25 protein-coding genes are annotated in these 26,881 nt (G+C 70.1%); 19 read left to right on the top strand and 6 right to left on the bottom strand.

Annotation, left to right across the window (positions count from 1 at the left end; genetic code table 11):
- Positions 1–8 precede the first annotated feature (8 nt).
- Complete coding sequence (locus PV762_RS06210) at positions 9–608, top strand: YceI family protein (RefSeq protein WP_421034155.1); 600 nt, start codon at positions 9–11, stop codon at positions 606–608.
- Between the two features lie 38 nt (positions 609–646).
- Here the strand turns inward: PV762_RS06210 and PV762_RS06205 are convergent, their stop codons facing one another.
- Both PV762_RS06205 and PV762_RS06200 read right to left on the bottom strand, forming a co-directional pair.
- Entirely contained in the window at positions 647–4,381 is a 3,735-nt protein-coding gene (locus tag PV762_RS06205; RefSeq protein WP_421034441.1) for a hypothetical protein, read from the bottom strand.
- A 288-nt stretch (positions 4,382–4,669) separates the two neighbouring features.
- A complete protein-coding gene (locus tag PV762_RS06200) occupies positions 4,670–5,446 on the bottom strand; it encodes a DUF72 domain-containing protein (RefSeq protein WP_421034154.1) in 777 nt (258 codons plus the stop codon).
- A 175-nt stretch (positions 5,447–5,621) separates the two neighbouring features.
- Here PV762_RS06200 and PV762_RS06195 point away from each other — a divergent pair, with 175 nt between their 5' ends.
- The 7 genes from PV762_RS06195 to PV762_RS06165 all read left to right on the top strand — a co-directional run bounded on the left by PV762_RS06195 (position 5,622) and on the right by PV762_RS06165 (position 10,186).
- Complete coding sequence (locus PV762_RS06195; RefSeq protein WP_421034153.1) at positions 5,622–5,930, top strand: hypothetical protein; 309 nt, start codon at positions 5,622–5,624, stop codon at positions 5,928–5,930.
- A 98-nt stretch (positions 5,931–6,028) separates the two neighbouring features.
- On the top strand, positions 6,029–6,352 hold the full coding sequence (locus PV762_RS06190; protein ID WP_421034440.1) for a hypothetical protein: 324 nt from the start codon (positions 6,029–6,031) through the stop codon (positions 6,350–6,352).
- A gap of 95 nt (positions 6,353–6,447) precedes the next feature.
- Positions 6,448–6,972, top strand: coding sequence for a hemerythrin domain-containing protein (locus PV762_RS06185; RefSeq protein ID WP_421034152.1), 525 nt, complete (start codon positions 6,448–6,450; stop codon positions 6,970–6,972).
- A complete protein-coding gene (locus PV762_RS06180) occupies positions 6,972–8,018 on the top strand; it encodes an acyl-CoA dehydrogenase (protein ID WP_421034151.1) in 1,047 nt (348 codons plus the stop codon). The genes PV762_RS06185 and PV762_RS06180 overlap by 1 nt, the downstream gene beginning before the upstream one ends.
- The gene (locus tag PV762_RS06175) at positions 8,006–8,647 is read left to right on the top strand and encodes an SAM-dependent methyltransferase (RefSeq protein ID WP_421034150.1); all 642 of its coding nucleotides are present in this window, start codon (positions 8,006–8,008) and stop codon (positions 8,645–8,647) included. The genes PV762_RS06180 and PV762_RS06175 overlap by 13 nt, the downstream gene beginning before the upstream one ends.
- The gene (locus PV762_RS06170) at positions 8,644–9,297 is read left to right on the top strand and encodes a glycosyltransferase (protein WP_421034149.1); all 654 of its coding nucleotides are present in this window, start codon (positions 8,644–8,646) and stop codon (positions 9,295–9,297) included. Before PV762_RS06175 ends, PV762_RS06170 begins: the two co-directional genes overlap by 4 nt.
- A gap of 10 nt (positions 9,298–9,307) precedes the next feature.
- Positions 9,308–10,186 (top strand): SDR family oxidoreductase, encoded by an 879-nt coding sequence (locus PV762_RS06165; RefSeq protein WP_421034148.1) that lies wholly within the window; start codon positions 9,308–9,310, stop codon positions 10,184–10,186.
- 360 nt (positions 10,187–10,546) lie between these two features.
- Here the strand turns inward: PV762_RS06165 and PV762_RS06160 are convergent, their stop codons facing one another.
- Positions 10,547–12,763 carry an acyl-CoA dehydrogenase gene (locus PV762_RS06160; RefSeq protein ID WP_421034147.1) on the bottom strand — a complete coding sequence of 739 codons (2,217 nt, stop codon included), beginning with the start codon at positions 12,761–12,763 and terminating at the stop codon, positions 10,547–10,549.
- A 175-nt stretch (positions 12,764–12,938) separates the two neighbouring features.
- On the opposite strand from PV762_RS06160, the gene PV762_RS06155 reads away from it, so the two are divergent.
- Both PV762_RS06155 and PV762_RS06150 read left to right on the top strand, forming a co-directional pair.
- Positions 12,939–14,171 (top strand): EAL domain-containing protein, encoded by a 1,233-nt coding sequence (locus tag PV762_RS06155; RefSeq protein ID WP_421034146.1) that lies wholly within the window; start codon positions 12,939–12,941, stop codon positions 14,169–14,171.
- Positions 14,168–14,686 (top strand): GAF domain-containing protein, encoded by a 519-nt coding sequence (locus PV762_RS06150; RefSeq protein WP_421034145.1) that lies wholly within the window; start codon positions 14,168–14,170, stop codon positions 14,684–14,686. Before PV762_RS06155 ends, PV762_RS06150 begins: the two co-directional genes overlap by 4 nt.
- 24 nt (positions 14,687–14,710) lie before the next feature.
- Here the strand turns inward: PV762_RS06150 and PV762_RS06145 are convergent, their stop codons facing one another.
- From PV762_RS06145 to PV762_RS06135, 3 genes are read right to left on the bottom strand one after another with little or no spacing between them, the layout of a single operon-like run.
- Positions 14,711–15,250, bottom strand: a complete 540-nt coding sequence (locus tag PV762_RS06145; protein WP_421034144.1) for a hypothetical protein — start codon at positions 15,248–15,250, stop codon at positions 14,711–14,713.
- A 15-nt stretch (positions 15,251–15,265) separates the two neighbouring features.
- Positions 15,266–15,799, bottom strand: coding sequence for a hypothetical protein (locus PV762_RS06140; RefSeq protein ID WP_421034143.1), 534 nt, complete (start codon positions 15,797–15,799; stop codon positions 15,266–15,268).
- Positions 15,796–19,269: a winged helix-turn-helix domain-containing protein gene (locus PV762_RS06135; protein WP_421034142.1), complete on the bottom strand. Its 3,474-nt coding sequence runs from the start codon at positions 19,267–19,269 to the stop codon at positions 15,796–15,798. Before PV762_RS06135 ends, PV762_RS06140 begins: the two co-directional genes overlap by 4 nt.
- Positions 19,270–19,509: 240 nt before the next feature.
- Here PV762_RS06135 and PV762_RS06130 point away from each other — a divergent pair, with 240 nt between their 5' ends.
- The 9 genes from PV762_RS06130 to PV762_RS06090 all read left to right on the top strand — a co-directional run bounded on the left by PV762_RS06130 (position 19,510) and on the right by PV762_RS06090 (position 26,881).
- The gene (locus PV762_RS06130) at positions 19,510–20,082 is read left to right on the top strand and encodes a DUF4255 domain-containing protein (protein ID WP_421034141.1); all 573 of its coding nucleotides are present in this window, start codon (positions 19,510–19,512) and stop codon (positions 20,080–20,082) included.
- A gap of 16 nt (positions 20,083–20,098) precedes the next feature.
- A complete protein-coding gene (locus PV762_RS06125; protein ID WP_421034140.1) occupies positions 20,099–21,037 on the top strand; it encodes a hypothetical protein in 939 nt (312 codons plus the stop codon).
- 18 nt (positions 21,038–21,055) lie between these two features.
- A complete protein-coding gene (locus tag PV762_RS06120) occupies positions 21,056–22,672 on the top strand; it encodes a phage tail sheath family protein (protein ID WP_421034139.1) in 1,617 nt (538 codons plus the stop codon).
- A 103-nt stretch (positions 22,673–22,775) separates the two neighbouring features.
- A complete protein-coding gene (locus PV762_RS06115) occupies positions 22,776–23,234 on the top strand; it encodes a phage tail protein (RefSeq protein WP_067270800.1) in 459 nt (152 codons plus the stop codon).
- Positions 23,234–23,815: a phage tail protein gene (locus PV762_RS06110; RefSeq protein ID WP_421034138.1), complete on the top strand. Its 582-nt coding sequence runs from the start codon at positions 23,234–23,236 to the stop codon at positions 23,813–23,815. The genes PV762_RS06115 and PV762_RS06110 overlap by 1 nt, the downstream gene beginning before the upstream one ends.
- Positions 23,816–23,869: 54 nt before the next feature.
- Entirely contained in the window at positions 23,870–24,037 is a 168-nt protein-coding gene (locus PV762_RS06105) for a DUF5908 family protein (protein WP_421034137.1), read from the top strand.
- Between the two features lies 1 nt (position 24,038).
- Positions 24,039–24,767, top strand: a complete 729-nt coding sequence (locus PV762_RS06100; protein ID WP_421034136.1) for a peptidoglycan-binding protein — start codon at positions 24,039–24,041, stop codon at positions 24,765–24,767.
- Position 24,768: 1 nt separating this feature from the next.
- On the top strand, positions 24,769–26,562 hold the full coding sequence (gene vgrG, locus PV762_RS06095; protein ID WP_421034135.1) for a type VI secretion system tip protein VgrG: 1,794 nt from the start codon (positions 24,769–24,771) through the stop codon (positions 26,560–26,562).
- A gap of 19 nt (positions 26,563–26,581) precedes the next feature.
- On the top strand, positions 26,582–26,881 hold the full coding sequence (locus tag PV762_RS06090; protein ID WP_421034134.1) for a PAAR domain-containing protein: 300 nt from the start codon (positions 26,582–26,584) through the stop codon (positions 26,879–26,881).

Genomic DNA, 26,881 nt, shown 5'->3' with positions numbered 1-26,881 from the left:
GACCCGCGATGAAACCGCTGCTGCCCGTTCCCGCCCTGCCCTCGCTTCCCGCGCTCGTCGCCGCGGCGCTGTTCGCCGCCACGGCGCAGGCCGCTCCCGCGACCTACGACATCGAGCCGACGCACACCTATCCCAGCTTCGAGGCCGATCACATGGGGCTGTCCAACTGGCGCGGCAAGCTGAACAAGAGCGCCGGCACCATCGTCTACGACAAGGCGACCGGTGCCGGCAGCGTCGACGTGACGATGGACCTCGCCAGCATCGACTTCGGCCTGGAAGCCATGAATGCCTGGGCGACCGGCGAGAAGTTCTTCAACGTCGGGAAGAACCCCAGCGCGACCTTCAAGGGCCGTTTCGACGGCATCAAGGCCGGCGTGCCGACGCAGGTGGTGGGCGAGCTCACGCTGAACGGCAAGACCCGGCCCCTGACGCTGGCCGTCCACCAGCTGAAGTGCGTCCCGCATCCGATGCTCAAGCGCGACCTCTGCGGCGCCGACGCGTCGGGCAGCTTCAACCGCGAGGAGTTCGGCCTCGGCGCGGGCAAGGACTGGGGCTTCAAGATGGATGTGAACCTGCGTATCCAGGTGGAAGCCATCGCCAGGGAATGACGGCGATGGCCTCCGGCCCCTGCTGAAGCGCGACGTCGTCAGAACGCGACCACCGCCCCCACCGAGACCGAGCTGTCCGTCCGGCGCTCACGGCTCAGCCCGTTGACGCCGGCATAGACGTACCCGCCCGGCATGACCAGCCAAGTGCCGGTCAGCTCCGCGCGCAAATACTGGCGGCTGGCGCGGGGCGCCTGGATCTCGATCGCCGTGCCGGCCAGGCTCGCGTCGACGCTGCCACGTTGCAGCGAGCCCGTGTCGCGCCCCACGGCCAGGCGGCCGCCGAAGGTGAAGCGCGACTTGCCGGGATCCTTGTCTGCCGCTCCCAGATCCACGCCGACTTCCACGCGCCCGCCGCTGGCCGACAGCCGACCCAGGCTCAACGCGGCGATCGACCCTGAATCCTCGACCACGGCGTCGCGCCGGATGCGCTGGGTTTCCACACGCGCATAGGGCTGCACACGGATGGTCTCGAAGTTCAGCGCCGCGCGCATGCCGACGCCGGCGAACACCTGACGCGTCGAGGCGTCGGTCGTCAACTGCCCCTGGCTCAGGCCGAGCGTGGCCAGCGGGTCGTCCCGGCTGCTGGTCGCCTTGCCGCCGCCGCCGCCGATCCGGCCGTCCAGCGTCACGACATCGCCCAGCCCGAGCTGGCCGTAGACCATGCCCAGCGTGTCCTTCACCTCGCCGTTGCCGCCGCTGTCGGAGCGCAGCTTCTGGTTGGACTGCGACACCGCCACGCCGACGCCGTTGCGGCCGTCGTTCAGGATGTCGAAGCCGACGGTCACCTGGCTGCGGCTGGTCGCGCGTGCCGCCGACGAGACGGCATCCGACGTCCATCGGGTGGTGCCGCCGCTGTAGTCGATCCACAGTCCGCGTTGCCGCGTTTCCAGCGCGGCCACGTGCCGCGAGGCAGCATCCTGGAGGCGCTGGCCGGCCGACGGCAGCGCTGCGGCGAGGGCGCCGTGGAGCTCGCCGCTGAGCGCGCGCATCGTGCCCACCAGTCTCGCGCTGTCGAGCCCGGCGACCGTGCCCTCCAGCGTCGTCTGTGGCGCGGTCGCCGAGGCGTTCCCCTGCGCCGCCACCATCGCATCCAGGGCCGCGGCGACGGACTGCGTGTTCAGGTTGGCGCCCTGCCCGCGGGCATAACCCAGGTAGGCGCTCGGCACGACCAGCAGTTCGACGCCGTCGACCAGATAGAGCGTCCGCAGGCGCGTGCCGGCGGCCAGGCCGGTCGGCTGCGAGAAGGCGCCGAAGGTCGTGGCATCCAGCCCGCCCTCTGCCGTGACGATGCGGAAACGCTGTCCCAGCGTCGGCGCATACGGCGTGTAGGTGCCCAGGCCAGAGATCCCGACCAGGTTGACCGTGAGCTGCGCGCCGCCCGCGCTGAACTTCGAGCCTGCGCCGGTCAGTACGAGCTGGTCATGGTGACCCGCGCCGTTGCCCGGCGTGGCGCCGTTGATGTCGACTTCGAAGCTCGAGCCGGCCGCCAGGGTCACGCTGGCTCCCACCGTCATGACGCCGGGCGAATTGCCCGGAGAGAGCTTGCCGCCCGCGGCCACCGTCACCGGGCCTGCGATCGCGCCGCTGCCTTGCAGCACGGCGCCGCTGCCCACGTTCACGCCGCCGGCCAGGCTGCCGTTCACGTGCAGGGTGGCCGCCGCCAGCGAGGTCAGACCGGTGTAGGCCTGCGCGTTGTCGACGGTCCATCGTCCGCCATTGAGCTGCACCCCGCCGCTGCCGCTGATGGCGCCGCGGAAGGCGTCGGCCATCGTGTCGACCGTCAGCGTCCGGCTGCCCAGCACCACGTTGCCGGTGCCGGTGATCGTCTTCAGGCGCGCGCCGGCGCTCGTGCCGGAGATGTCGAGCGTGCCGTCGTTCGCGAGACCGTCGGACGCGGCGATGCTGCCAGCGCCCGACAGGGCCAGCGTCGCGCCGCCGGCGAGCGAGGTGGCGCCGGTGAAGCCGTTGACGCCGGAGAGCGTCTGCGTGCCGCCCGTGACGACCAGACCGCCGGTGCCGCCGATGGTGCCGGCGTAGTTGCCGCCGGCGTCGGCCAGCGTCAGCGTCCGCGCGCCCAGCACGACCGTGCCGCTGCCGGACAGGCTGCCCAGGGTGGCGCTGGAGGTCGTCCCGCCGATGTCGAACGTGCCGTCGTTCGTGAGGCCGCTGGAGGCGGCGATGGCGCCTGCGCCCGTCAGGATCAGCGTCGCGCCGCTGGCGACGGTGGTCGCCCCGAGGAAACCGTTGGCACGGGTGAGCGTCTGCGTGCCGCCGACGACGGCCAGCCCGCCGCTCCCACTGATGGCGCCGCCAAAACTGCTGCTGCCCGTGTTGGCCAGCGTCAGCGTCTGCGCGCCCAGCAGGACCGAGCCGTCGCCGGACAGACCGCTCAACGTCGCTCCGGCCGTCGTCGCAGCGATGTTCAGGATGCCGTTGTTCACGAGCCCGCTGGAGGCAGCGATGTTGCCGGCGCCCGACAGCACGAGCGTCGCACCGCTGACGACCGAGGTCTCGCCGGTGAAGCCGTTGACGCCCGACAGCGTCTGCGTGCCGCCGGCGACGGTCAGCCCGCCGCTGCCGTTGATGCTGCCTGCGAAGGTGTCCGCGGCATTGGTGAGGGTCAGGACGTGTGCGCCGAGCTGGACCGTCCCGGCGCCGGCAAGGCTGATGAGCGACGCGCCCCCGCTGGTCCCGGCGATGTCGAACACGCCGTCGTTCACCAGCCGGCTCGAAGTGGCGATGCTGCCCGCGCCGGCCAGCGCCAGCGTGGCGCCGCTGCCGACCGTCGTGTGGCCGGTGTAGGTGTTGACGCCGGTCAGCGTGATCGAGCCGCCGCTGGCGCCGGCGTTGACGAAACTCATCGCGCCGGGCGTCCCGGTCGTCTGGTCGGACAACACGCCGGAAAAGGTCGAATTCAGGCCGTTCTGATCGATCGTCCCACCGGTGCCCTTGATCGCGAGGTTGGCGCCGTAGACCCCGTTGTTGACGTCGGCCTGCAACGTGCCGCCGTCGAACACCGGATTGACGGTGCCGTTCACCAGATCGGACCCCGAGAAGCCCGTCGTGATGTCCGGCGTGGCGGGCGGTGCACTGGTGCCCGCCAGCGGATTGCCCGTGTAGGTGCCGATGGTGCTGGCCAGGAAGAAGTTGGGGGGGACGGCGAGGTCGCCCCAGTTGTAGTCCGCGAAGCTGACCTTGTAGGTCCCGGTCGTCGCGATGTTGAACGTCGTGGTGAGCCAGGGCGTGACACCGTTGGCCGGGTCGTAGACATAGGCCACGTAGGTGTTCGGGGACGGACCGGAGGTGTCCCCCGGACCGCCCGCGCGCGCCAGCGACTCGAGGTATTGCATGCCGTTGCCCGACAGCGAGAAGAGCGCGCCGTCATTGAAACCGGGATCGGTCACGTTGAGCGCCCAGGCGAACGAATACGTGCCGGCGTTGAGCGTCATCGTCTGCGTCAGCACCGAGAAGTTGGTGACGCTGCCGGAGAAATTCGGGTTGTGATTGAGGAGCGCGTCGACGGTCCCGGTGGTCAGCCCGAGCGCGGCGTCCGCGGCTGAGGCGCCGTTCACGGTGCTGCTGACCGGCGTCAGCCGGTACATGCCCTGACCTGTCGGCGCAGTCAAGGTGAATGGCGTGTTCTTGCTGGTCGTCGTGAAAGGCGTCGTCTGATAGGTGACGTTGGCGCCGACGCTGGTCCAGCCGGTGGAGAAGTCGAGGGTCATCTGCGCATGGGCCGCGCCGGGCAACGCGCCGACGACGGCGAGATACACCAGACTCAAGCGGGGCTGTCGACGCAGACGGTTCGCAAGACGCACCGCAGCGGAAGCGGCCGGGGGCAGCGCGCGTGTTGAATGAAGGTTGTCACGCATCACTTGACTCCTGTTTTTCAATCCCTGAGCACGCCAGTCTTGCATGGCAGTGTGGCTGGGCACCACGCTCACAACGCAGGGATGAGTCTCTTCGCGTCAATTGCACGCGAGACAACGTACGGCTGCTCGCGATGCGGCGGCTGTCGGGGTCGGCTGTTGCGCAAATGCGCCAGCGCAAATACGCCAGCGCTAACGCGGCTCGTGCGGCTCGTGCGGCTGGTGCATCAGCGCCCGCAGACGCAATGCGTCGTCGGCAGCGGCTCCGGCGGCGGTGTTGTCGAAGACGCACCAGACGTCCGTAGCCGCCGGCCAGCGGGCGATCTCCCGCGTCCGTGATGCGAGCCACTCGTCGTCGTAGCGGGACCAGTACATGCGCGGCGAACCGTGCCAGCGGTAATACACCGTGGCGCCTCGCCCGTCCCCCGCGTCGCCGAGCCACCCGCCGGGTGACGCCGCGCCTGGTGGCCTGGCCGGATCGGCCGCGACACGTCCCACCCGTTCCTCGACGAGCAGCCGCTCGGCGGCAGCGGTGAACCAGCTCGGGTGCCGCGGCTCGCACAGGACCGCCCCGTCGAAACCGGCGTGGACCGAGCGGAAGAATGCCCGCGCGGTCCTCGTCTCCAGATCGAGTGACGGCGGAAGTTGCACCAGCAATGCGGCCAGCTTGTCCCCAAGCCCGGCCAGCGACGCCGTGAACGCCCTGACCTCGGCGCGAGGGACTTTCAAGCGTGCGCCGTGCGTCATCGCTTCGGGCAGCTTCGCCGACAACCGGAAGCCGTCCGGCGTCTCGGCGGCCCAGCGTTCGAGCGTCGTCGGCCGATGCACCCGGGTGAACGTCGAATTGATTTCAACACAGCCGAGCACGCGGGCATAACGGGTCAACTGGCTCCCGCCGCCGGGGAATGATCCCGCGACGGCCTTGGGAATGCTCCAGGCGGCGGTGCCGATGCGGACGGTGGCGGACATGCGGAGGTGGCTCGTCAGAGGCGTTCAAGGCGATGCGCGAATGTTTCGCCCACCGGCAATCGACGCACCTTTCGGCGAAGTTCGCAGGGAGTGCGGACCGCTACCGCAGCGGCATGCGCATTGCCACATGACTGGCGTCGGTGTCTTTGCCGACGCGCACAACGTGGAGACCACCATGGCTCAGCAACCCAACGCGCAGAACCCGCAGCAGTCCCAGAGCGGACAAGGCCAGCAGAAGCAGCAGCAACAGCAGCAGCATCAACAAGGCCAGCAAGGACAGAACCAGCCCGGCGGCCAGCAGCAAGGCTCGGGATCGCAAGGTCAGCGGCAATCGCCGCAGCAAGGTCAGCAAGGCGGCGGACGTCAGGGCCAGCAAGGTCAGGGCTCGCAGCAGCAGAACCCGCAGACCTCGCGTGATCAGTCCAATCGCGCTTCCCGCGACGATCAGGACCAGGACAGCGATTCCTCCCGCGACGACCGTTGAAGACCCTCGGGGCAGATGGCTCTGACAGCCCCGGCCTGCCGGGGCTTTTCTTCGTCCTCGATCGCGCGCCGCGACCGCTGGCGAGTCGCTTGCCTTCGATGGCCATGGACGAACTGCTCAACGCGCTGCAATGGCCCGCGATGGTCGTGACCCTCGCCGCGGCGTGGCTGGTCGGCGGTCGCAGCGCGACGCGCCGGACCTGGGGCTTCTGGGTCTTCGTCCTCAGCAACGTGCTGTGGTGCATCTGGGGTGCGGTCACCCAGTCGTATGCGTTGATCGTGCTGCAGGTCGGACTGTTCGCGATGAATCTCCGCGGCGTCCGGAAGAACAAGGAGGAAGAGCACGCGGAGCCAGGCGCGAAGCACCGTTGCGCGTCGCCTCTGGACGCCGGTGGAACCGCGCGGAAGCACGATGCCCATTGACATCCCGGGCACCCGAATTGCCAAGTGAGTTGGTGCGATGTGCCGTTGCGGCACGTCGTTCCCGCCACCCCAGCCATCACCGCCAGGAGACTGTCATGCCTTCCACGACCACCATCGCCAGCACCAGCCGCAAATCGACCACCCGTCGCACGACAGCGGCCCGCGCGAAGTCGCCGGATGCCGTGAGCCTGCTGCGCGCCGATCACAAGCTGGTCGCCGGCCTCTTCGAACAGTTCGAGAAGTCGCGCTCCGTCGCGAAGAAGAAGCAGCTGGTCGCGCAGATCTGCCTGGAACTGACCGTCCACGCGCAGGTCGAGGAAGAGATCTTCTACCCGGAGGTGCAGGCCGCGCTGAAGGACAAGGAGCTGGTTCCCGAGGCCCGAGTCGAGCACCAGAGCATCAAGGACCTGATCGCCGCGGTGGAAGGCGTCGAGCCTGGCGGCGACGACTATGACGCGAAGGTCAAGGTCATGAGCGAGTGGGTCAAGCACCACGTCAAGGAAGAACAGAACGAGATGTTCCCCAAGGCGAAGAAGGCCGGCCTGGACATGGCCGATCTGGGTCAACGGATCCAGCAGCGCAAGGACGAACTCATGGCGCAGGAACAGGCCAAGCATTGATGCAGCAGTCCGCCGTCATCAAGGCCATGGGCAGCCGCCTACGCGCCTTGATCGATGCCGGGCGCGCCGATCTCCCGCTGCCCGGCGGCGGGCGAACGCTCGAACGCTGGTCGGCTCTGGCGGCCGTCGCCGCGCAGGATCTGTCGCTCGTGAAACTCTTCGAGGGCCACACCGACGCGATGGCCATCCTCGCAGAAGCGGGAGGGAACGACGCTCGCGCCACGCGCGCTGACGTACCGATGTATGGCATGTGGGCCGCAGAGCCGCCCGGCGCGCGCGTGGTGTTCCGGCGCAAGCCCGACGGCACGGTCGTCCTCTCCGGCACCAAGGCCTGGTGCTCCGGCGCCGCGTCGCTGGATCGCGCGCTATTGACGGTGTGGCCGGAAATCTCTGACCCCGCCGGGCCGGGCGACGCCCGATCTGGCGACGGTCCCTGGCTCGCGGACGTCGATCTCCGGCAGCCCGGCATCTCGATCGACGCGGCGCGCTGGAAAGCCGTCGGCATGGCGGACTCCGAGAGCGCATCGGTGGCCTTCGAAGCCGTCTCGGCGCGCCTGGTCGGCGATGCTGGGTTCTACCTGTCCCGACCCGGGTTCTGGCACGGCGGCATCGGCATCGCCGCGTGCTGGCACGGCGCGGCCTGCGCGGTCGCCGAGGTCCTTCGGACTCAGGCGGTCGCCATCACCGGCGGGAGCGCTGGGCCAGATCCGGGTTGGCACCGCGCGTTGGCGCTCGGCGAGGTCGATCGCGTCTTGAGCGCGAACGCCGCGCTGCTGCGCGAGGCGGCCGCGTGGGTCGATGGTCGTCCCCAGGCGGACGCGCGGGCCTGGGCGCTGCGCACGCGCGCCGCCAGCGACGAATGCGCCCAGCAGGTGCTGCGGGCCGCAACGCGCGCGATGGGAGCGGGACCGCTCTGCCACGACGGGACCTTCGCGCGTCTGGCAGCGGATTTGCCAGTGTTCATCCGTCAGTGCCACGGCGACCGGGATCTCGTCGCGCTTGGCAACGAACTCCTCAAGCACACCGACACGACATGGACACTGTGACCCCTCCCCCCGAGCCGGCGGCGCTGGCCGACCACTTCGAGGCGCTCTTCGCCGACGACGACGACCCCTGGGGATACCGCACCCGGTGGTACGAACGGCGCAAACGTGCGCAGCTGCTCGCCAGCCTGCCGGCGGAGCGCTATGCCAGCGGCTTCGAGCCCGCCTGTGCGAACGGCGAGTTGAGCGCGGAACTGGCGGCCCGCTGCGATCGGCTGCTCTGCAGCGACGGCAGCGCGGCGGCGATCGCGCACGCGAGGCGGCGACTCGCCCACCTGCCGCAGGTCGACCTGAGGCACGCGCCGATTCCGGCGCAGTGGCCGGAAGGCCGATTCGACCTGATCGTGCTGAGCGAGATCGGCTATTACCTCGACGACGACGCCTTCCACGCCACCATCGACCGCGCGGTGGCGAGCCTGGCCGACGGCGGCACCTTGATCGCGAGCCACTGGCGCCATCCGGAAGGCGACTACTACCGCAGCGGCGACGACGTGCACCGTCACATGGCCGTCGCGTTCGAACAGCAGTCCGGCTGGACGCGCCTGTCGCGGCATGAGGAAGACGACTTCCTGGTCGATGTCTGGAGTTCCGACAGCCGTTCCGTGGCGCGGCGCGAGGGTCTGCGGCCATGATCGGCGCGGTGGTGCCCGCCCATGACGAGGAGTCGCTGATCGGTCGCGCCCTCCAGGCACTGATCGCCGCGGCCGCGCATCCCGACCTGCAGGGCGAGGAGGTCCGCATCGCCGTGGTGCTCGATGCATGCCGCGACCGTACGGGCGACATCGCCCGCGCCCTGGGCGTGCAATGCCTGGCCGTCGAGGCGCGCAATGTCGGGTTTGCGCGCGCGGCCGGCGCGCAGTCCTTGATCGAACAAGGCGCCCGTTGGCTGGCCTTCACGGACGCGGATTCGGTCGTCGCGCCGTGCTGGTTCTCGCGCCAGTTGGCCTTGCGGAGCGAGGCGGTCTGCGGTGTCGTCGAGGTCGACGACTGGACCGGCTTCACCGCCGAGGAACGGACCCGCTATGAACTCGGCTACACCGATGCCGAGGGTCATCGCCACATCCACGGGGCCAACCTGGGCGTGAGCACGAGCGCCTATCAGCAAGCGGGCGGGTTCTCGCAGCTGTGCAGCCGCGAGGATGTCGACTTCGTGGAGCGGCTGCACGCGCTCGGCATGCGCATTGCCTGGACCAACACCGTCCGCGTGGTCACCAGCGCCCGTCAGGACGGCCGGGCGCCGAATGGATTTTCAGCACACCTGGAGCGCCTTCGCTCCGCCTAGGAGATTTCCGATGAGCTCATCCGACGACGAGAAGTCCGGGACGATCGCGTTCCAGAAGCAGTCGCAGCCCTGGCCCGGTCTGGCGCGCGACATGATCCCGCCGCCCGATCACGGCGAGAAGACCTATGTGGGGCACGGCCGCCTCGCCGGCCGCCGCGCGCTGATCACCGGCGGCGACAGCGGCATCGGCCGCGCGGCCGCGATCGCCTTCGCCCGCGAAGGCGCCGACGTCGCGATCAACTACCTGCCCGACGAGGAGCCCGATGCCCGCGAGGTGATCGAGCTGATCCGCGAGACCGGACGTCAGGGCATCGCGCTGCCGGGTGACCTGCGCGAGGAGGCGTTCTGCCAGAAGCTCGTGACGGACGCCGTGCGCGAGCTCGGCGGCCTGGACATCCTCGTCAACAACGCGGCCCGGCAGCAGAGCCACGAGTCCATCCTGGACATCAGCACCGAGCAGTTCGACTGGACTTTCAAGACCAACATCTATGCGCCGTTCTGGCTGTGCAAGGCCGCGATCCCGCATCTGAAGGCCGGCGCGTCCATCATCAACACGGCGTCCGTCAACTCCTACGACCCGGGAGAAAACCTGCTCGACTACGCGACCACCAAAGGCGCGATCCTGATCTTCACCAAAGGGCTCGCCAAGCAGCTGGCCAAACAAGGCATCCGCGTCAACGCGGTCACCCCGGGCCCCTTCTGGACGCCGCTGCAGGTGTGCGGCGGCCAGACGCAGGAAAAGCTGCAGAAGTTCGGCGTCGACACCCCGATGGGGCGGGCGGGCCAGCCCGCGGAACTCGCGGCGGTGTACGTCCTGCTCGCGTCGTCGGAGTCCAGCTACGCCACCGGCCAGGTCTACGGCGCATCGGGCGGACGAGGCGACCCATGAGGGGTCGCTGATCATGACGCCTTCACGCAAACACTCGCGCGCGATCGACGGCGAGACGGCCAGCGGCACGGGCATGCCGCGCTCGCGCAGGGTGCTGCTGGTGGACTTCATCAAATGCTCCGCGATGGATGCCTATGTCCGCGGCTATCGCGTCGCCGTGCCCGCCGACTGCACTGCCGCAGAGTCGGAGCAGCGCAAGGAGGCGGCGCTCAGGCTGTGCGGGGCTATGAGGTCTTCAACCAGAAGGAAGAGGACTGCCGCAAGGTGGTGCTCACGCCCTTCGCCGATTGATGCACATGCGGACGACGGGACGAGGCCTTTGGGGCTGACAGCACACGATCCAGGCCGGGCTGGCCAACCTCACGCCAGCTGAGCCGCTCGCGGAGCAGCATCGGAAGACGGCCGAGCCAGGGAGCGGGAAAAAGGGCTGAAGGTATCGCTGGCGCCCTGATCCTCGTCGACCGCGATGACCTGCTCCGCAGCTCGCAGGTAGGTCAGCGCGGCCTCAGGGTCGCGAGCACCTCGCGCGACTTCCTCCAGCGATCCGGAACGGCGGAGCGCCTTGTTGAGCGCAGGCACTTCATCGCCCAGCGCCCGGGCCGCTTCGAGCGCGCCCATCAGGTCCAGCAGGCCGCCGCGCTTCGGCCGCGAAACGTCGGGGCAGAGCCGGCGTACCAGTTCCGGCTGCGTGCGCAGCGCATCGGCCAGCGCGATGGATTCCTTATCCCGCAACGGCGCGAGATGTCCGGTGCCGTGCAGGAGTATCGGCGCCATCACGCGCAGGAAGCGCGACGGCAGATTGGCGTAGAGATCGTGCAGCAGCGTTGCGGCCTCGTGCAGCTGAAGACGGATCGCCGCGCGCGCCACCGGGCGCATCGCCGGATCCTTTTCCATCTGGTAACGCCACACGCAGGCGGCGGCGAGGTACAGCGCAGCGAGCACATCGCCCAGTCGCGCCGACAACAGCTCCATGCGCTTGAGCTTGCCGCCGAGCAGTCCCATGGCCAGGTCGGCCGTGAGCGCATATCGGGCGGACAGCGACGCGATGAGTTTCGCCTCGGCGCGCAGGTCGTCCGGCACCTGCCCGACCACCGGCGCGTGCGCCAGGCTGCGCCAGAGGTTGCGCATCACATGGCCGACATGGCCCGACAGCGCGCGGCCCAGTCGTTCCGGATCGTTCGCGTGCACGGCCGACATCTCCTCCAGCACGAACGGATGGCAGCGCGTCGCGCCCTGCCCGAAGATGATCAGCGCGCGCGACAGGAGATTCGCGCCCTCCACCGTGATGGCGATCGGCGCATGGCGATAGGCCACGCCGAGCAGGTTGCGCGGGCCGGAGATGATCCCCTTGCCGCCCAGCACGTCCATGCCCTCATTGACCGCGCGGCGGCCGGCTTCGGTAAGCTGCACCTTGAGGATCGCGCTGGCGACGCTGGGCTGTTCGCCGGCGTCCAGCGCGGCTGCCGTGTAACGCCGCGCGGCATCGGTCGCATAGAGCCGCGCCGCCATCTGCGCGGTGATGCCCGCAATGGCGTGGAATCGTCCGATGGGCAGGCCGAACTGCTCGCGCACCTGGCCGTAGCCGTTGACCACGAACAGCGCCGTCTGCTGCATCGCCGCGCCCAGCGCGGGCAGCGAGATCGCGCGGCCCGCCGCCAGGCATTCCATCAGCATGCGCCACCCCTGCCCCACCCGCTCCTCGCCGCCGATCACCCAGTCCATCGGCACGAAGACGTCTTGGCCGCGGATCGGTCCGTTCATGAACGCCGAGTCCATCGGATGGTGGCGATGCCCGATCTCCATGCCGGGCGTGGGCACGGGAAGCAGCGCGCAGGTGATACCGAGCTCCTGCTCGCCCTCCCGTCGCGTGGGATCGATCGCCTGGAAGGCAAGCCCCACCACGCTGGCCACCGGCGCCAGCGTGATGTAGCGCTTGTCGAATCGAACGCTGAAGCCGCGCACGGTCTTGCCGTCGATGATGCGCTCGGTGAGCACGCCGCGATCGGGAATGGCGGCGGCGTCCGATCCCGCATGCGGCGACGTCAGGCCGAAGCAAGGCAGCTCGCGGCCGTCGGCCAGACGCGGCAGGTAATGCTGTTGCTGTGCCGGCGTGCCGTAGCGCAGCAGCAGCTCGGCGGGGCCGAGGGAATTGGGCACCATCACCGTCACCGCGCAGGCGGTGTTGACGGTGGCGATGCGGGTCACGACCTCGGCGTGCGCGTAATGGCCGAAGCCCAGCCCGCCGTACTCTTTCGGAATGATCATCCCGAAGAAGCGGTGCTCTCGCAGGTAGGCCCACACGTCGCGCGGCAGATCGCCGGCCTCGTCGATGGCGTGGTCGTCGAGCATGCCGATGAGCGTGGTCACCTCGTTGTCGAGGAAGCGACGCTCTTCGTCGGTGAGGCGATTCGGGCCCCGCGCGATCAGTGCGTCGAAGTCGGGCCGGCCGGCGAAGAGCTGGCCTTCGAAACCGACGGTGCCGGCTTCGAGCGCCGCACGTTCGGTGTCGCCCATCGCGGGCAAGGCCTTGGAGAATGGCGTCATCGCGAGACGCCCGAGCAGTCGGTGGAATCCCATGAAGCTAGCCTAGGAGGGGACACTCGCCGGCGACGTCAGCCTGCGGCGCGGTCGTGCGTAGGACGCGATGCCGCTGTAGGTCGATTGCGGACACGCCCTTGAGTGCGCGTCCTCTCCCGGAAAACCCTGATCCCTCCGATGATGCAGGCATGAAAGCTGCCAATCCATCGTCGCGATGAACCCCATCCTCGAAGGGTCGGCGACCTGCGAACTCGCCACGGCGTTCCAACCGGTCTTCAGCCTGACCCATGGCCGTCTGGTCGGGCATGAGGCGCTGCTGCGGGCCCGCGACGGCGAGGGTCGACCCATCGCGCCCAACCTGCTCTTCGACGGCTTGCCGACGCACCAGGCCCGCGCGGACCTCGACGTGCGCGCCGTCCGGCAGCACCTCCAGGCTTACGTGGCCATGGGCAAGCACGACGCGCCGGAGTGGCTGCTGCTGAATCTCCATCCGGCGACCCTGCTGGAATCCACCGGCGCGCTGCATGAGATCGAGCGCGCGATCGACACCAGCGGCATCCGTCCGTCGCGCGTCGTGATCGAGGTCCTGGAATCCCCGCTCTTCGAGGACGAGCGCGTCTATCCCGCGCTGCAGCGGCTGCGCGCCAAGGGCTGCCTGATCGCCCTCGACGATTTCGGCGCCGGCCATTCGAACTTCGAGCGTGTCTTCGACCTCGACCCGCACCTGGTCAAGCTGGACCGGCGCGTCCTCATGCGGGCCAAGCGGGACCCGAAGGCGCTGCGCATCCTCCAGCGCATGGTGTCGCTGCTCCAGGAGTGCGGTGCGCTGGTCCTCGTGGAAGGCATCGAGACGCTGCAGGGGGCACACATCGCCCTCACCTGCGACGCCGACTTCGTCCAGGGGTACTACTTCGGCCGACCCCAGGTGGCGACGCTCGCGCCGGAGGACGGGAGCGCGGCGCTGGACGCCGCGTGGAGCAGCTTCGACGAGGCGCAGTCCCGCAAGGACGACCGCTGGCGCGAGTCCATGGCCCTGCATTGCGACCGCCTCCGCCTGGCCAGCATCGCCCTGGCTGCGGGGCGGCCGATGGACGAGGCCTGCGCGGACTTCCTGTCTGCGCCCAACGCGACCATGTGCTACCTGCTCGACGACCAGGGGCGGCAACTGGCCGACATCGCGTTCCGGGACGACGCGGCCCGGGCAAAGCTGCAACGGGCCGAGCAGTTCGAGCCGCTGCACAACTGCGCCGGCGCCCGCTGGTCGCGGCGCCAGTACTTCCGCCGCGCGGTGACCTTCCCCGGGTCGGTCCAGCTCACCCGGCCGTACCTCACGCTGCAGGGCGGCTGGATGTGCCTGACCGGCTCCATCGCCTTCGAACTCGAAGGCCGCACGGCCATCCTGTGCGGCGACCTGCGGGTCCACGTTCCCGCAGAAGACACGCCATGATCTGCGCGCCCTACCCCGAGGACGAGGCCTGGCGGCTGAGCACACTCGCCCGGTTCGGGCTGCTCTCCGACTCGCACGATCCCTTCCTCGACGCACTCGCGATCACCGTGGCGAGGGCCTTCCAGGCGCCGATCAGCGCGGTCTCCTTCATCGACCGCGAGCGCCAGTTCTTCAAGGCGATCACCGGGCTGGCCGTGCGCGAGACCGCGCGCAGCTGCTCTTTCTGCGCCCATGTGCTGTGGTGGCCGGAACCGATGGTGGTGCTCGACGCGCGCGAAGATGAACGCTTCGCCGGCAATCCGCTGGTGGTGGACGCGCCCCACATCCGGTTCTACGCCGGCGCACCGATCTACCTGCGCGGCGTGTGCCTCGGCTCGTTATGCGTCCTCGACCATCGGCCGCGCGCCGATTTCGACGATGCCCAGGTGCGCATGCTCAAAGGCGCCGCGACCGCGGTGGAGGAGCGGCTCATCCAGATGGCGGCCGCCCACGTCCCGGCGACCGGCATGTCCTGACCCCGGCCGCGCATCTTCCCCGACTTATGTCGCCGTTCCCGCCGTGGCGCCCAGGAAATCCACCCTGTCGCCGCTCGCCGGCGAGCGGAACACCAGCACGATGTCGCGCGCCGTGTCCGGCAGCACCGGCACGATCAGGGAGGTGGCGCGCGGCGACCCTGAGGCGATGAAGCTGTTGTTCAGGTTGCCCAGGGCATGCAGCGGTGTCGTCGCCTTCATCGACTTGGGGGACTTCCGCGTCTTCGCCACCGCCGACATCAGCGTCAGGTCCAGCGCCGCCGGCGGCTGCTCGCCGCGCTTCGGCACGGCGCATTGCGTCAGTCGGAAGAACCCATGATCGCCGCTCAGGGGCGGACGATCCACCCGGTCCCAGCGCTCGTCGAAGTAACGGCACTCCACCAGCGTCGTCTCCACGCCGCCGTCACGCACCGTCCGCAGGGCCCAGGGGACCACGTAGAACTGCGTCAAGCCCGGCGTCGCGGCGACTGCGGCGCGCATCGCGTGGGTGGCGTTCGCGACGTTCGTCGCCTCCCCTGTCTCGCCGCTCGTTGCGAATTCAGTCATGGCACGGATCTCCTGTCAGACCCGACGGTCAGACGTGTCGCTGCTGTTTTTGATCTCGGGATCGGACGTGGCCACCAGTCCGCGGACGTCGCCGGAGGCCGGATAGCGGAACACGAGGATCACCCCGCGCGTGGACGCCGGCGCCACGGGCAGCACGACCGAAGTCGCACCGTCGCGTTCCGTCGCCAGGAAGCTGTTGTTGAGCTGGCACGAGGTCGTCAGCGTCTTGGCCACTGCGGAGAAGAGACTCACATCCACCGGATCGGGCGGCATGGGCAATGCGGGGACCGTGTCCGGTCCGCCTTGCGTGAAGCGGAAGAACGCATTCGGCGAGGCCATCGGCTGCGAGTCGACCATCCTGCCGCTCTCATCGAAGTAGAGGCACTTCAGGGAGATCGGCTCTCCCCCGCTCTTGGTCAACGCCCAGGGCACGACGTAGTACTGCGCCGGCTGCAGGGGCGGCGCGGGAGGCAGTTCGGCGGAGGCCGCACTGCGATCGGACTCGGTATCGGAATTGGCGGCAGTGCCGGTGTTGGCAAGCGAACTCATGAGGACTGCTTCCTTCTGGTCGAGGGTGTGGAGGAGAAATCGAAGAGACCCGGCGCATAGCCGCCGGACCGCAGACGCGCCGCCGCCGCGGCGTCGTCGGCGTCCTGTTTCGTGCAGCGCCGGGCGGCCAGCCAGGCCTCGAGCGCGAGCCCGGCCTGACCCGCCGTCACCGCCGGCGCCAGCGTGTCGCGCAGACGCTCGCACGTCGCGCGAGCACCGGCGGCGCCCTGCGAGGCCGGCGCGTCCGGCCTCGGCATCGCCAGCGCGATCAGGCCCAGACGGGCGACGAGTTCCAGGTTCTGCCACTGCCTGGGCGACGACGCGAGCAGCGTCTCCAGCTCCGCGCCGGCCGCGGCCTGCAGCCGATGGAAGGCCGCAACGTCGCCCGCCCGCGCGGCCATCGCCGCCTCGGCCACCGCCAACCGCGCCAGGATCTCGCGTCGCAACCGCTCGCGTCCGGGATCGGACTCCGGTCGCGACGGCACCTCCGCGCGGAGCGCGTCCAGCGCCGCGCCCACGTCCATGCCCGCGTCGGTCTTGAGCAGCAGCAGGTTGGCCTGCGCATGGCGCCGATCGGTCGACCAGTACCGGTTGCTGGTGTCGCGACGCTCCGCGTCGTGCAGCAGAGCCACGCCCGTGGCCGTCACGGCCACCGCTTCCCCCAGCCGCCCCGACGCCCGCAGCGCATCGCCGCGCCGCAGCTCGACCATCGCGAGATCCCGCTGCCGCACCAGCGCATCCGGCGTGCGCGCCGCCAGCTCGGCCAGCGGCTGACGGGCGACATCGAACAGCGTCAGCGCCTGCACCGGCTGGCCGCGGATATGCGCCACCCGCCCCAGCCAGACGCGCGAGCTGGCGACCGCCTCCTGCGCATCGGCGTCGCCCGGCTTGCGCGCCAGCGCCGCCAACTTCAACGCGAGGGCCTGCTCGAACCAGCGCTGGGCCTCGTCCCAGGCCGCGCGCCGGAACGCGATGGAGCCCAGGCTGTTCACCGCGAATCCGAGCTCGGCCCGGGCGTCGACGTCCTCAGGCAAAACCTGGCCCCAGGTCTCGGAAGCCTCGCGGTAGCGCGCCATCTCGCGCGCGGCCGCGTCCAGGTCGCCGGCGTCGAAGGCCATCTGGCCCAACCAGAACGACGCCGCCCCCAGCGTCTTGTAATACGCGGCCGGATCCTGCTGCGCCGCGCGATCCAGCGGCAGCAGCAGGTTCAACGCCGCGTGCAGCGCGTCGGCGGCGATGTCGGTCCGCCCCTGCCCGCGGCTGCTGTTGACCTCGCCGATGACCACCAGCGCCCGCGCCCGCTGCAGCGCGTCGGCGGGGGTCTCCTTGCCGCCCTCCGCCGGCGCGAGCAGCTTCAGGCCCTGCTCGCCGATGCGGCTGAGCACGTCGAGCTGTCCCATCGGCCGCAGCTTGTCGGCGAGTTCCCCCAGCATGAACGACGCCAGTTGCCGGCTTTGCCGTTGCCGCTCAGCGGCGACATCGGCCTGCCGCGCGTAGCCGAGCGCCGCGACACCGGCGAAACCCGCCAGCAGGAAAGCGCCGACGCTCGCCGCGCCCAGGCCCCAGCGCTGGCGGCGCAGGCGCCGTTGCGAGCGCTCGATGAACGCCCGCTCCTGCTCGCCGAACAGCTGCGGCGCCTCCGCGAGCGCGCGCGCCGCCGTCCATAGCGTCGAGCCGCGCGGCATCAGCAGCGGGCCCGCCCGGTCCGCCTCGATCCATCGCGCCACCCAGGGCCGCAGTTCGTCGCGCGCCGCCAGCGACGCCCGATGCTGCGCCACCCACGCCGTCACGCGCGGCCAGCGCCGCAGCAGTGCCTCGTGCGCGACGCGGTAGCCATTGACGCCGCCCGCCAGATCCGCCACCAGCAGTCGTGCGTCGACGAAGGTGCGCACCAGCGCCTGTTCCTGAGGATCGGTCAACGCCGACGCCGCGATCCATCGGCTGGTCGGCGACGCTTCCTCGCCGCTCAGCATCACGAGCCGGGGCAGCAGCCGCGGCAACGCTTCCTGCTGTGCCACCGGCAATTCGCTGAGCAGCGCTTCCGCGCGGCGCCCGATCGCGCCCTCCAGGCCGCCGAGCTCCTCGTAGGCCGACCACGACAGCACTTCGCCCGGCCCGCGGTGCAGGTAGAGCTGCTGCAAGGTGTACTGCAGCAGGGGCAGCGCGTCCGCCGCCTGCATCGCATCGATGCACAGCCGGTCGTCCAGGCGGTTGAGGCCGCTCTCGTCGGCGCCATAGCTCAGCCCCGCGGCCCGCGCGGGCAGGCGGATCATCTGCGCGATCGCGCGCGCGTCGGGCGGGGCCAGGTCCAGGTGGGCGCCCTCCTCCTTGCCGCGCATCAGCGCCGGCCAGCGCGCCAGCGCGGCGTAGAAGTCGTTGCGGCAGATCGCCAGCACCACCAGCCGCGCGCTGCCTACCAGCCGGTCGAGCATGGCGAACCACGCGCCGAGTTGACCCTCGTCGTCCTGGACCTGGAAAAGCGCCTCGAGCCGGTCCAGCACCAGCAGCGGCGGCGCCTGCCCGCCGCCGCCCATGCCGCCCTCGCCGCGTGAAGCGCCTGAAGTACCTGAAGTGCGCAGGGCGCGCGTCGCGTCCAGCCCGATCGAGAGCTGCCGCAGCACCTCGCCCGGTGACTCGCGCAGGTCCGCGGCCAGGGTGTCGATGCTGTAGCCGGACAGCAGGGGCACGCCCTGGCACTCCCAGTCCAGCATCGCCCCCGCGACACCGGCCCAGGCATCCAGCCCGCCCAGCGCGCCGAGGTCCACCAGCGCCGCGGCGCCGACGCGCAGCAACGCCGCGCCCGGGTCGTTGTCCGGCGCCGGCCCCGACATGGGCGGCCGCATCAACGCCGGCATCAGCCCGGCCTGCACCAGCGAGGTCTTGCCCGACCCGCTCGGCCCCAGCAGCACCACCAGCGGGTGGCCCAGCCGCCACTGCCGCGTCAGGCGCGCGTGCAGCGCGGCGACGGCGTCGTCGCGGCCGAAGAACACGCTCGCGTGTGCCGCGTCGAAAGGCTCCAGGCCGCGGAACGGCGACAGCCCCCGCCAGCCGCCGGCATGGCTGCGCGGCCCTTCCGCCGACAGCACGCCGAGGCTCGCCACCAGCCGGTAGCCCTGCTTGCGGATGGTCTCCAGGTATCGCGGCGTGGTGGCGCTGTCGCCCAGCGCGCGCCGCAGCCCGGCCACGACCTTGTGCACCGGGTTGTCCCCCAGCGCCGTGGCCTCCGGCCAGCAGTCCTGCAGCAGCGCCTCGGCGGACACGACCTCGCCGGGATGGCGGCACAGCGCCACCAGCACCGCCATCGGGCGCGGCTCCAGTGTCACGGTCTCGTCATCCCGCTGCGATCGTCTCAGCCGACGCGTCGGCACGTCCACGATCCAGTCGCCGAGCAGGAAGCTCAGCGGCTCGCCGGCCTTCGTCCCGCGCACGGTCGTCGCGGGCGGCGGCCCCTCCTCGATGCTCGGATCCATCTCTCACCTCCTGCACCGGCCTCTTCGGGCCGTGATGGCGCGGAGTCTAGGAGCGACGGCCTCGCGCGTGTGCATCTCCACCCCGCAAGGGTTGACAGCTTGACAGGGGACCGCGCGGGCTGGCGCCGGAGCCGCGCGCCGCCCACCGGGGCGCGACGAGTCGAATCTCCGCATTCCTGGCGCCCGACATCGGCATCCGTCGGATGGGACGCCGCGGCTCGCGCTCCTATCGTTCAACCCATGATCGATGCCGCCCTCCTCCACATCGCCGGCCACCTCAACGCCGTGCTGCGCCGCTCGCACCAGTCGGCGGAGGACCTCGTCGCCGTGACCGCCCTGCACGAGGCCGACGGGGCGCCGGCCGCCGGCGCCGCGCACCGGCTCTGCGCCTTCCTGGTCAACCTGGAGCGCGACGCCGTCCCCGGCATGCCCTCCCCCACGCTGGGCGGCGGCGAGCGCCTGGCCCGCGTCGCCCCGCCGGTCCAGCTCAACCTGCTCGTGATGATCGCGGCCAACTACGGCGGCAGCACCTATCCGGAGGCGCTCAAGCTGATCGGCAGCGCCATCGCCTGCTTCCAGGCGACACCGGTGCTCGACCCGCAGAACACCCCCGGGCTGGATCCGCGCATCGACAAGCTGACGCTCAACATCGAGCCGCTGGGCCTGCACGACCTGGCCACGCTGTGGGGGGTTCTCGGCGGCCGCTACGTGCCGTCGGTGCTCTACCGCGTGCGCCTGCTCTCCATCGACGCCCGCAAGCCCGACGCGCAACTGCCGTCGGTGCGCACGCCGGCCGTCGGCGTCCACGGCTGAACGGCGGGAGCACGACATGGGACCCTATCACCCGCTGCTCCAGGTGGACGTCGCCCACGGCTACTACGCCGACGGCCGCTGCCGCGGCCTGCGCTTCGTCCCGGCCGGCACCACCGCCGAGCGGCTGCGTCGCGCCGACGCGCTGGTGCGCGCCGACGGCGGCTCGCTGCGGGTCCACGGCCCGGCCGAGGCGATCGATCGCCTGCGCGCCGACGCCGAGGACCTCTCCGGCACTTTCGAGGAAGGCGCCGCGCTGAGCTGGGCCGTCTTCGCCACCGACGACGATTTCGCCTGCGGCACCGAAGACGCCGCCGACCGCCCGCGCGAGCTGCTGTGGGTGGAGCCGCCCCCCGCGGGCCATGCGGTCGATGCCGACCATGCGGACAGCACGGTCGATGCGATCGGCACGCTCGAGGCCCGACCGAAGGCGCTCGACGCATCCGAACTCACCCCGCTGCTGACGCCGCACGACCGTCGCGTGATCCCCTTCGCGCTGCTGAGCCTGCCGCTGTCGCGCCTGCCCGCGCATGGCCCGTCGCGCGATCCGGCCGGCTGGCCGGTGCGCTACCGCTGGCCGCTGGCGCCGCGCGCCACGGTCTGGAAGTACTGCCTGCTGGGCGACTGGACCGAGCCCGCGCTCGCCGTCGTCGACCTGGCCGGCGAGACCGGTTTCACCGCGCCCGTACCGGAACGCCTGGACGACGGCACGCCCATGCTGGCGATCCGCTCGCGCGGCCTGGTGCCGCTGGCGCAGCGCCCGGCGCACCGGTTCCAGCTGCGCAGCCGTCCCGACGGCGCGGCCGGCGACGGCAGCGCCAGCGCAACCCACGGGACCCCCAGGACCCACGACAAGGTGCTGATCCGCCGCCTGCCCTCGGCGGCGGCGCAACGGCTCGCCCGGGAAACGATCGCCGGCCAACCGGCGCTCGTCTCCGAGATTCACGTGCATCGCTAACCCGCAGAGGAGGCCGCCATGGCTATGAAGACACCCGGTGTCTATATCGTCGAGAAGAATGCGTTTCCGAACTCGGTCGTCGAGGTGGCCACCGCGGTGCCCGCCTTCGTCGGCTACACCCGCCGGGCCGAGAACGGCGGCAAGTCGCTGCTGAACAAGCCCTGGCGCATCAGTTCGATGGCGGAGTACCACACCTACTTCGGCCACGGTCCCGATCCCCACCTGACCATCGCCGAGGCGCCGGCCAACACGCGCTCGGACTTCCGCGGCGACGACAAGGACTACGCGCTGACGCAGGCCGACGGCGCCGACGGCGGGCGATTCCTGCTGTACCACGGCATGGTGCACTTCTTCCAGAACGGCGGCGGGCCCTGCTACATCGTCTCCGTCGGTTACTACGACGGCCTGGTCGAGGCGCAGAAGCTCACCGACGGCATCGACACGCTGATCAAGGAGCAGGAGCCGACCATGCTGGTCATCCCCGACGCGGTGCTGCTCAAGCGCGCCGACTGCGTCGCGGTCCAGCAGGCCATGCTGCAGCACTGCGGCGGCCGCATGCGCAACCGCATCGCCATCCTGGACGTCTGGAACGGCTACCTGGACCGCAAGGACCCGGGCGGCGATCCGATCGAGGGCTTCCGCAACGACCTGGGCGTCAACTTCCTGGACTTCGCCGCGGCCTATTACCCGTGGGTCAACACGACCGTGGTGCAGGACAAGGACCTGGACTACACCCGCATCGCCAACCCCGCGCTGCTGGCCCAGCTGCTGCGCAAGGAGCTGTCGCTGCCCGACGCCGTCGACCCCGCCATGCCGCCGCGCACCGCGCAGCAGACGCAGGCCGTGGCCGACATCGTCAAGACCGACGACGACTGGACCAAGTACGTGACCGACCTGGTCAACACCTCCACCAAGTCCGACCTCGAGAAGCAGAAGGCGCTGACGCCCGCCGCGCTCGCCGTCGCGGTGGAGACGCACAAGTCGCTGCTGCACAAGAGCCTGGTCTCGATGAGCCCGCTCTACAACACCGTCATGACCGAGGCGCGCAACCGGCTCAACCTGCTGCCGCCCTCGGCCGCGATGGCGGGCGTCTACACCATGGTCGACAACAGCCGCGGCGTCTGGAAGGCGCCCGCCAACGTCAGCCTCAACGGCGTGGTCTCGCCCGAGGTCACGATCTCGCACGAGGACCAGGAAGACCTCAACGTCACCACGCAGGGCAAGTCGATCAACGCGATCCGGTCCTTCATCGGCGAAGGCGTGCTCGTCTGGGGCGCGCGGACGCTGGACGGCAACAGCCTGGACTGGCGCTACATCAACGTGCGCCGCACGATGATCATGCTGGAGGAGTCCTGCCGGCTCGCGTCCAAGGCGATGGTGTTCGAGCCCAACGTGGCCAATACCTGGGTGACCATCAAGAGCATGATCTCCAGCTTCCTCACCGGGATCTGGAAGCGCGGCGGCCTGGCCGGCGCGGTCCCCGACGACGCCTTCAGCGTGCACGTCGGCCTGGGCGAGACGATGACGCCCGAGGACATCCTCGAAGGCATCCTGCGCGTGACCGTCCTGGTCGCCATCAGCCGCCCGGCCGAATTCATCGAGATCACCTTCCAGCAGCAGATGCAGAAGTCGTGAGCGTCGAGGTTCCGACCCGCAACACGCAACACGCAACACGCAACACGCGACACGAAACCCGCAACTCCAACTTTCGACCTCATAACCCTCGCGGAGGCAGGCAATGGCAGACGACGGATCAGCGCAATCGGCCACGGTATGGCCCCTTCCCAAGTTCCGCTTCGAAGTGAAGTGGGACTCGGCGGTGATGTCCTTCCAGGAGGTCTCCGGACTGGACGTGGAAGCGCAGCCCATCGAGTACCGGCACGGGGACAGCCCCGCGTTCTCGGTGCTCAAGATGCCGGGCATGAAGAAGTACAGCGACGTCACGATGAAGAAGGGCGTCTTCAAGGGCGACAACAAGTTCTGGGACTGGTTCAACGAGATCAAGATGAACACCATCAAGCGCAAGCCGGTGACCATCAGTCTCCTGGACGAGGCCGGCAAGCCGACGATGGTCTGGACCCTGACCAACGCCTGGCCGACCAAGATCACCAGCACCGACCTGAAGTCCACCGGCAACGAGGTGGCGATCGAGACCATCGTGATCGCGCACGAAGGCCTCGTCATCGCCAACGCCTGATGGCGGTCCCGCCCGCCCCGCCGCTGCCGCCCGCGGCGCGACCGTCCGCCCGGGTGACCCGGGCGCCGGCCCCGCGACCGGCCGGCGCGACGGGGGCGCCGCCCTCGCAGGGCCCGCAGGGAAAGCAGGCCGAGGCGCTCTACCCGCCCCCGGCCTTCCATTTCGCGGTGACCTTCGGAGCCAATGCGAAGGACGCGGACGGCGCCTTCCGCGAAGTCACCGGCCTGGGGCCGGAGATGGAGACGGAAAGCGTGGTCGAGGGCGGTCAGAACGCCTTCGTGCATCAGCTGCCCAAGGCGGTGAAGCATCCGAAGCTGGTGCTCTCGCGCGGCATCGCGACGATGGAGTCGCGGCTGCTCCTGTGGTGCCAGTCGGTGCTGGAAGGCGGACTGGCGCAGCCCATCTTCCCCAAGCAGCTGCACGTCTTCCTGCTCGACGAACAGGGCGGCCCGTTGCGGGTGTGGTCGGTGCAGAACGCGTATCCGGTGAAGTGGTCGGTGGAGGCCTTCCAGGCCACCCGCAACGAGGTCGCCATCGAGCGCATCGAGCTGGCCTACGCCGGCTCCAGCCGGTTGATGTGAGCCAGGGCTCGACGCCCAAGGAAACGCCCCAGGAAACGCCCAGGATCGGGAACCATGAGCATCGAAATCCGACAACTGCTGATCCGTTCGCAGGTGACGCCCGCGCCGGCGCCGCCGGCGCCCGCGATGACGCCTCGCGACCTGCAGCGGCTGCGCGAGCAGCTGCTGGCCGAATGCCGCGCCTGGCTGACCGACCGGCTGCGCGCGCAGCGGGAGCGCTGAGATGGCCGCCGCCGCGTCGTCCGCGGGCGCCTCCGGCACGAGCGGCTCGGCCGAACTGACCCGGCTGCTGCTGATGCGCTACAGCATCCAGCGTGACGGCACGATGCAGCTGGACCGCGACACCACGTTCCAGGCGCAGATCAACCCGGCCGACTTCAGCCACAGCTTCGGCATCCACTACGACAAGAGCAAGTCGCTGGGCTCGGCGGGCGAGGAGCCCAAGTTCAGCGCGATGGACGACGAACGCGTCAACTTCAGCATCGTGCTCGACGGCACGGGCGTGGTGCCGGCCGTGGCTGGCCAGCCGCCCGACGTCAAGGGGCAGATCGCGCAGCTCAACAAGGTGGTCTACGACTACGTCGACCTCTACAGCGAGACGCCCTACACCCGCGTGCTGTGGGGCACGCTGATCTTCTTCGGACGCCTGGAGTCGCTCAAGACGCAGTACACCCTGTTCAAGCCCGGCGGCGACCCGCTGCGGGCGAAGGTGGACCTGAGCTTCGTCGGCGCGATGAGCAAGGAGGAGAACCGCCGCGTGACCAGCCGCCGCTCGACCTCGGACCTCACGCGCAGCGAGAAGCTGCTGCCCGGCGAAACGCTGCCGCAGGCCTGCCAGCGCATCTACGGCAACCCGCTCGTCTTCCTGCAAGTCGCGCGCGTCAACGGGCTGACCAGCGCACGCGACGTCAAGCCCGGCCAGACGCTGATCTTCCCCCCGCTGAGGAGATGACATGCCCGCCGTGTCCCCGCTCCAAGAGACCGTCGGCGTCGTGTCGATCAGCGTGCTGCTCGACGGCGAGCGCCTGCCCGAAAGCGCCGACCTGATGTCGGTCACCGTGCGCCGCGCCGCCAACACCGTGCCCAGCGCGCGGCTGGTGTTCAACGACGGCGACATGCCGGAGCGCGAGTTCCCGCTCAGCGACGCCGCCCACTTCAAGCCGGGCGCCGCGCTGACCGTGCAGGCCGGCTACGGCCAGCAGGAGGAGACCATCTTCGAAGGCCTGGTCGTGCGCCACGGGCTGCGCGTCGAGGGCGAGAACGACGCGCGCCTGATCGTCGAGTGCCGGGACAAGGCGGTGAAGATGACGGTCGGCCGCCGCAACGTGAACTACGTCGACCAGCTCGACAGCGACATCATGAGCACGCTGGCCGGGGCGCACGGCCTGGCCGCCGACATCGAGGCGACCACGATCACCCATCCCGAGCTGGTGCAGCACTTCTGCAGCGACTGGGACTTCCTGCTGACGCGCGCGGACGCCAACGGCATGCTGGTCTCGGTCAACGACGGCGCGCTGGCCGTCGCCTCGCCCAAGGCCGCCGGCGAGGCGGCGCTCTCGGTCACCTACGGCATCGACCTGATCTCGTTCGAGGGCGACGTCGACGCGCGCCACCAGTACGGCAGCGCGATGGCGGTGTCCTGGGATCCGAAGGCGCAGGCCGCGCTCGAAGGCACCGCCGCCGATCCCGCGACGCTGCCGGTGCAGGGCGACCTGGACACCAGCACGCTGTCGGAGGTCATCGGCCTGGCCAGTTTCCGCCTGCAGGCCGGCGCGCCGCAGTCGCGCGACATGCTGACGCAGTGGGCCAAGGCCCAGCAGCTCAAGTCGGGGCTGGCGCGGCTGCGCGGCCGGCTGAGCTTCCAGGGCAGCGCCAAGGCCAAGGTCGGCGGACTGATCGACCTCAAGGGCGTCGGCAAGCGCTTCAGCGGCTCGGTCTACATCACCGGGCTGCGCCACCACATCGAGGACGGCGCGTGGACGACCGAGGCCGACTTCGGCCTCGATCCCGACTGGTTCAGCGCACGGCCCGACGTGCCGGCGCAGCCGGCCGCCGGCCTGCTGCCGCCGGTACCCGGACTGCAGGTCGGCGTGGTGATGAAGCTGGACGCCGATCCGGCCGGGGAGCAGCGCATCCAGGTCAAGGTGCCGGTGCTGCAGGCCGAGACCGAAGGCGTCTGGGCGCGGCTGCTGCAGTCGCATGCCAGCAGCGGCTTCGGCGCCTTCTTCCTCCCCGAGGTCGGCGACGAGGTCGTGCTGGGCTACTTCGCCGGCGATCCCTCGCATCCCGTCATCCTGGGCAGCCTCTACAGCAGCAGCCGCACGCCGCCCTACGCGCTGGCCGCGCCCAACGACACCAAGGCCTTCGTCACGCGCTGCAGGCACAAGATCGAGTTCGACGAGAAGGACAAGGTCATCACCGTCACCACGCCGGGCAACAACCGCATCGTGCTGAGCGACAAGGACAAGTCCATCCTGCTCTCGGACCAGAACGGCAACACCGTCGAGCTGAAGCCTGCCGGCATCGCGCTCGACAGCCCCAAGGACATCACCGTGAGCGCCAAGGGGCAGATCCGGCTGGACGCGGTCGGCGCGGTGTCCATCACCTCCAAGGCCGACGTGAAGACGACCGGCCTGAACATCGCCAGCGAGGCGCAGATCGCCTTCTCCGCCAAGGGCAACGCCAGCGCGGAACTCTCGGCCGCGGGTCAGACCGTGGTCAAGGGCGCGATGGTCATGATCAATTGAGACCGAGGAAGGAGCTTCCGTGCCGCCCGCCGCCCGCCTCACCGACCTGCATGTCTGCCCCCTGGTCACGCCCGGCCTGCCGCCGATCCCCCACGTCGGCGGTCCGGTCATCGGACCCGGCGTGCCGACGGTGCTCATCGGCATGCTGCCCGCGGCCGTCGTGGGCGACAACGCGACCTGCGTCGGTCCGCCGGACGCGATCGTGAAAGGCTCGGCCACGGTGCTGATCGGCAACAGGCCGGCGGCGCGCGTCGGGGACACCACCGCCCACGGCGGCAACATCGCGATCGGCCTGCCGACCGTGCTGATCGGGGGCTGA

Origin of the sequence: Mitsuaria sp. CC2, assembly GCF_048957715.1 — a bacterium.
Lineage (GTDB): Bacteria > Pseudomonadota > Gammaproteobacteria > Burkholderiales > Burkholderiaceae_C > Roseateles.
This window is presented reverse-complemented; position numbering and strand designations above follow the sequence as displayed.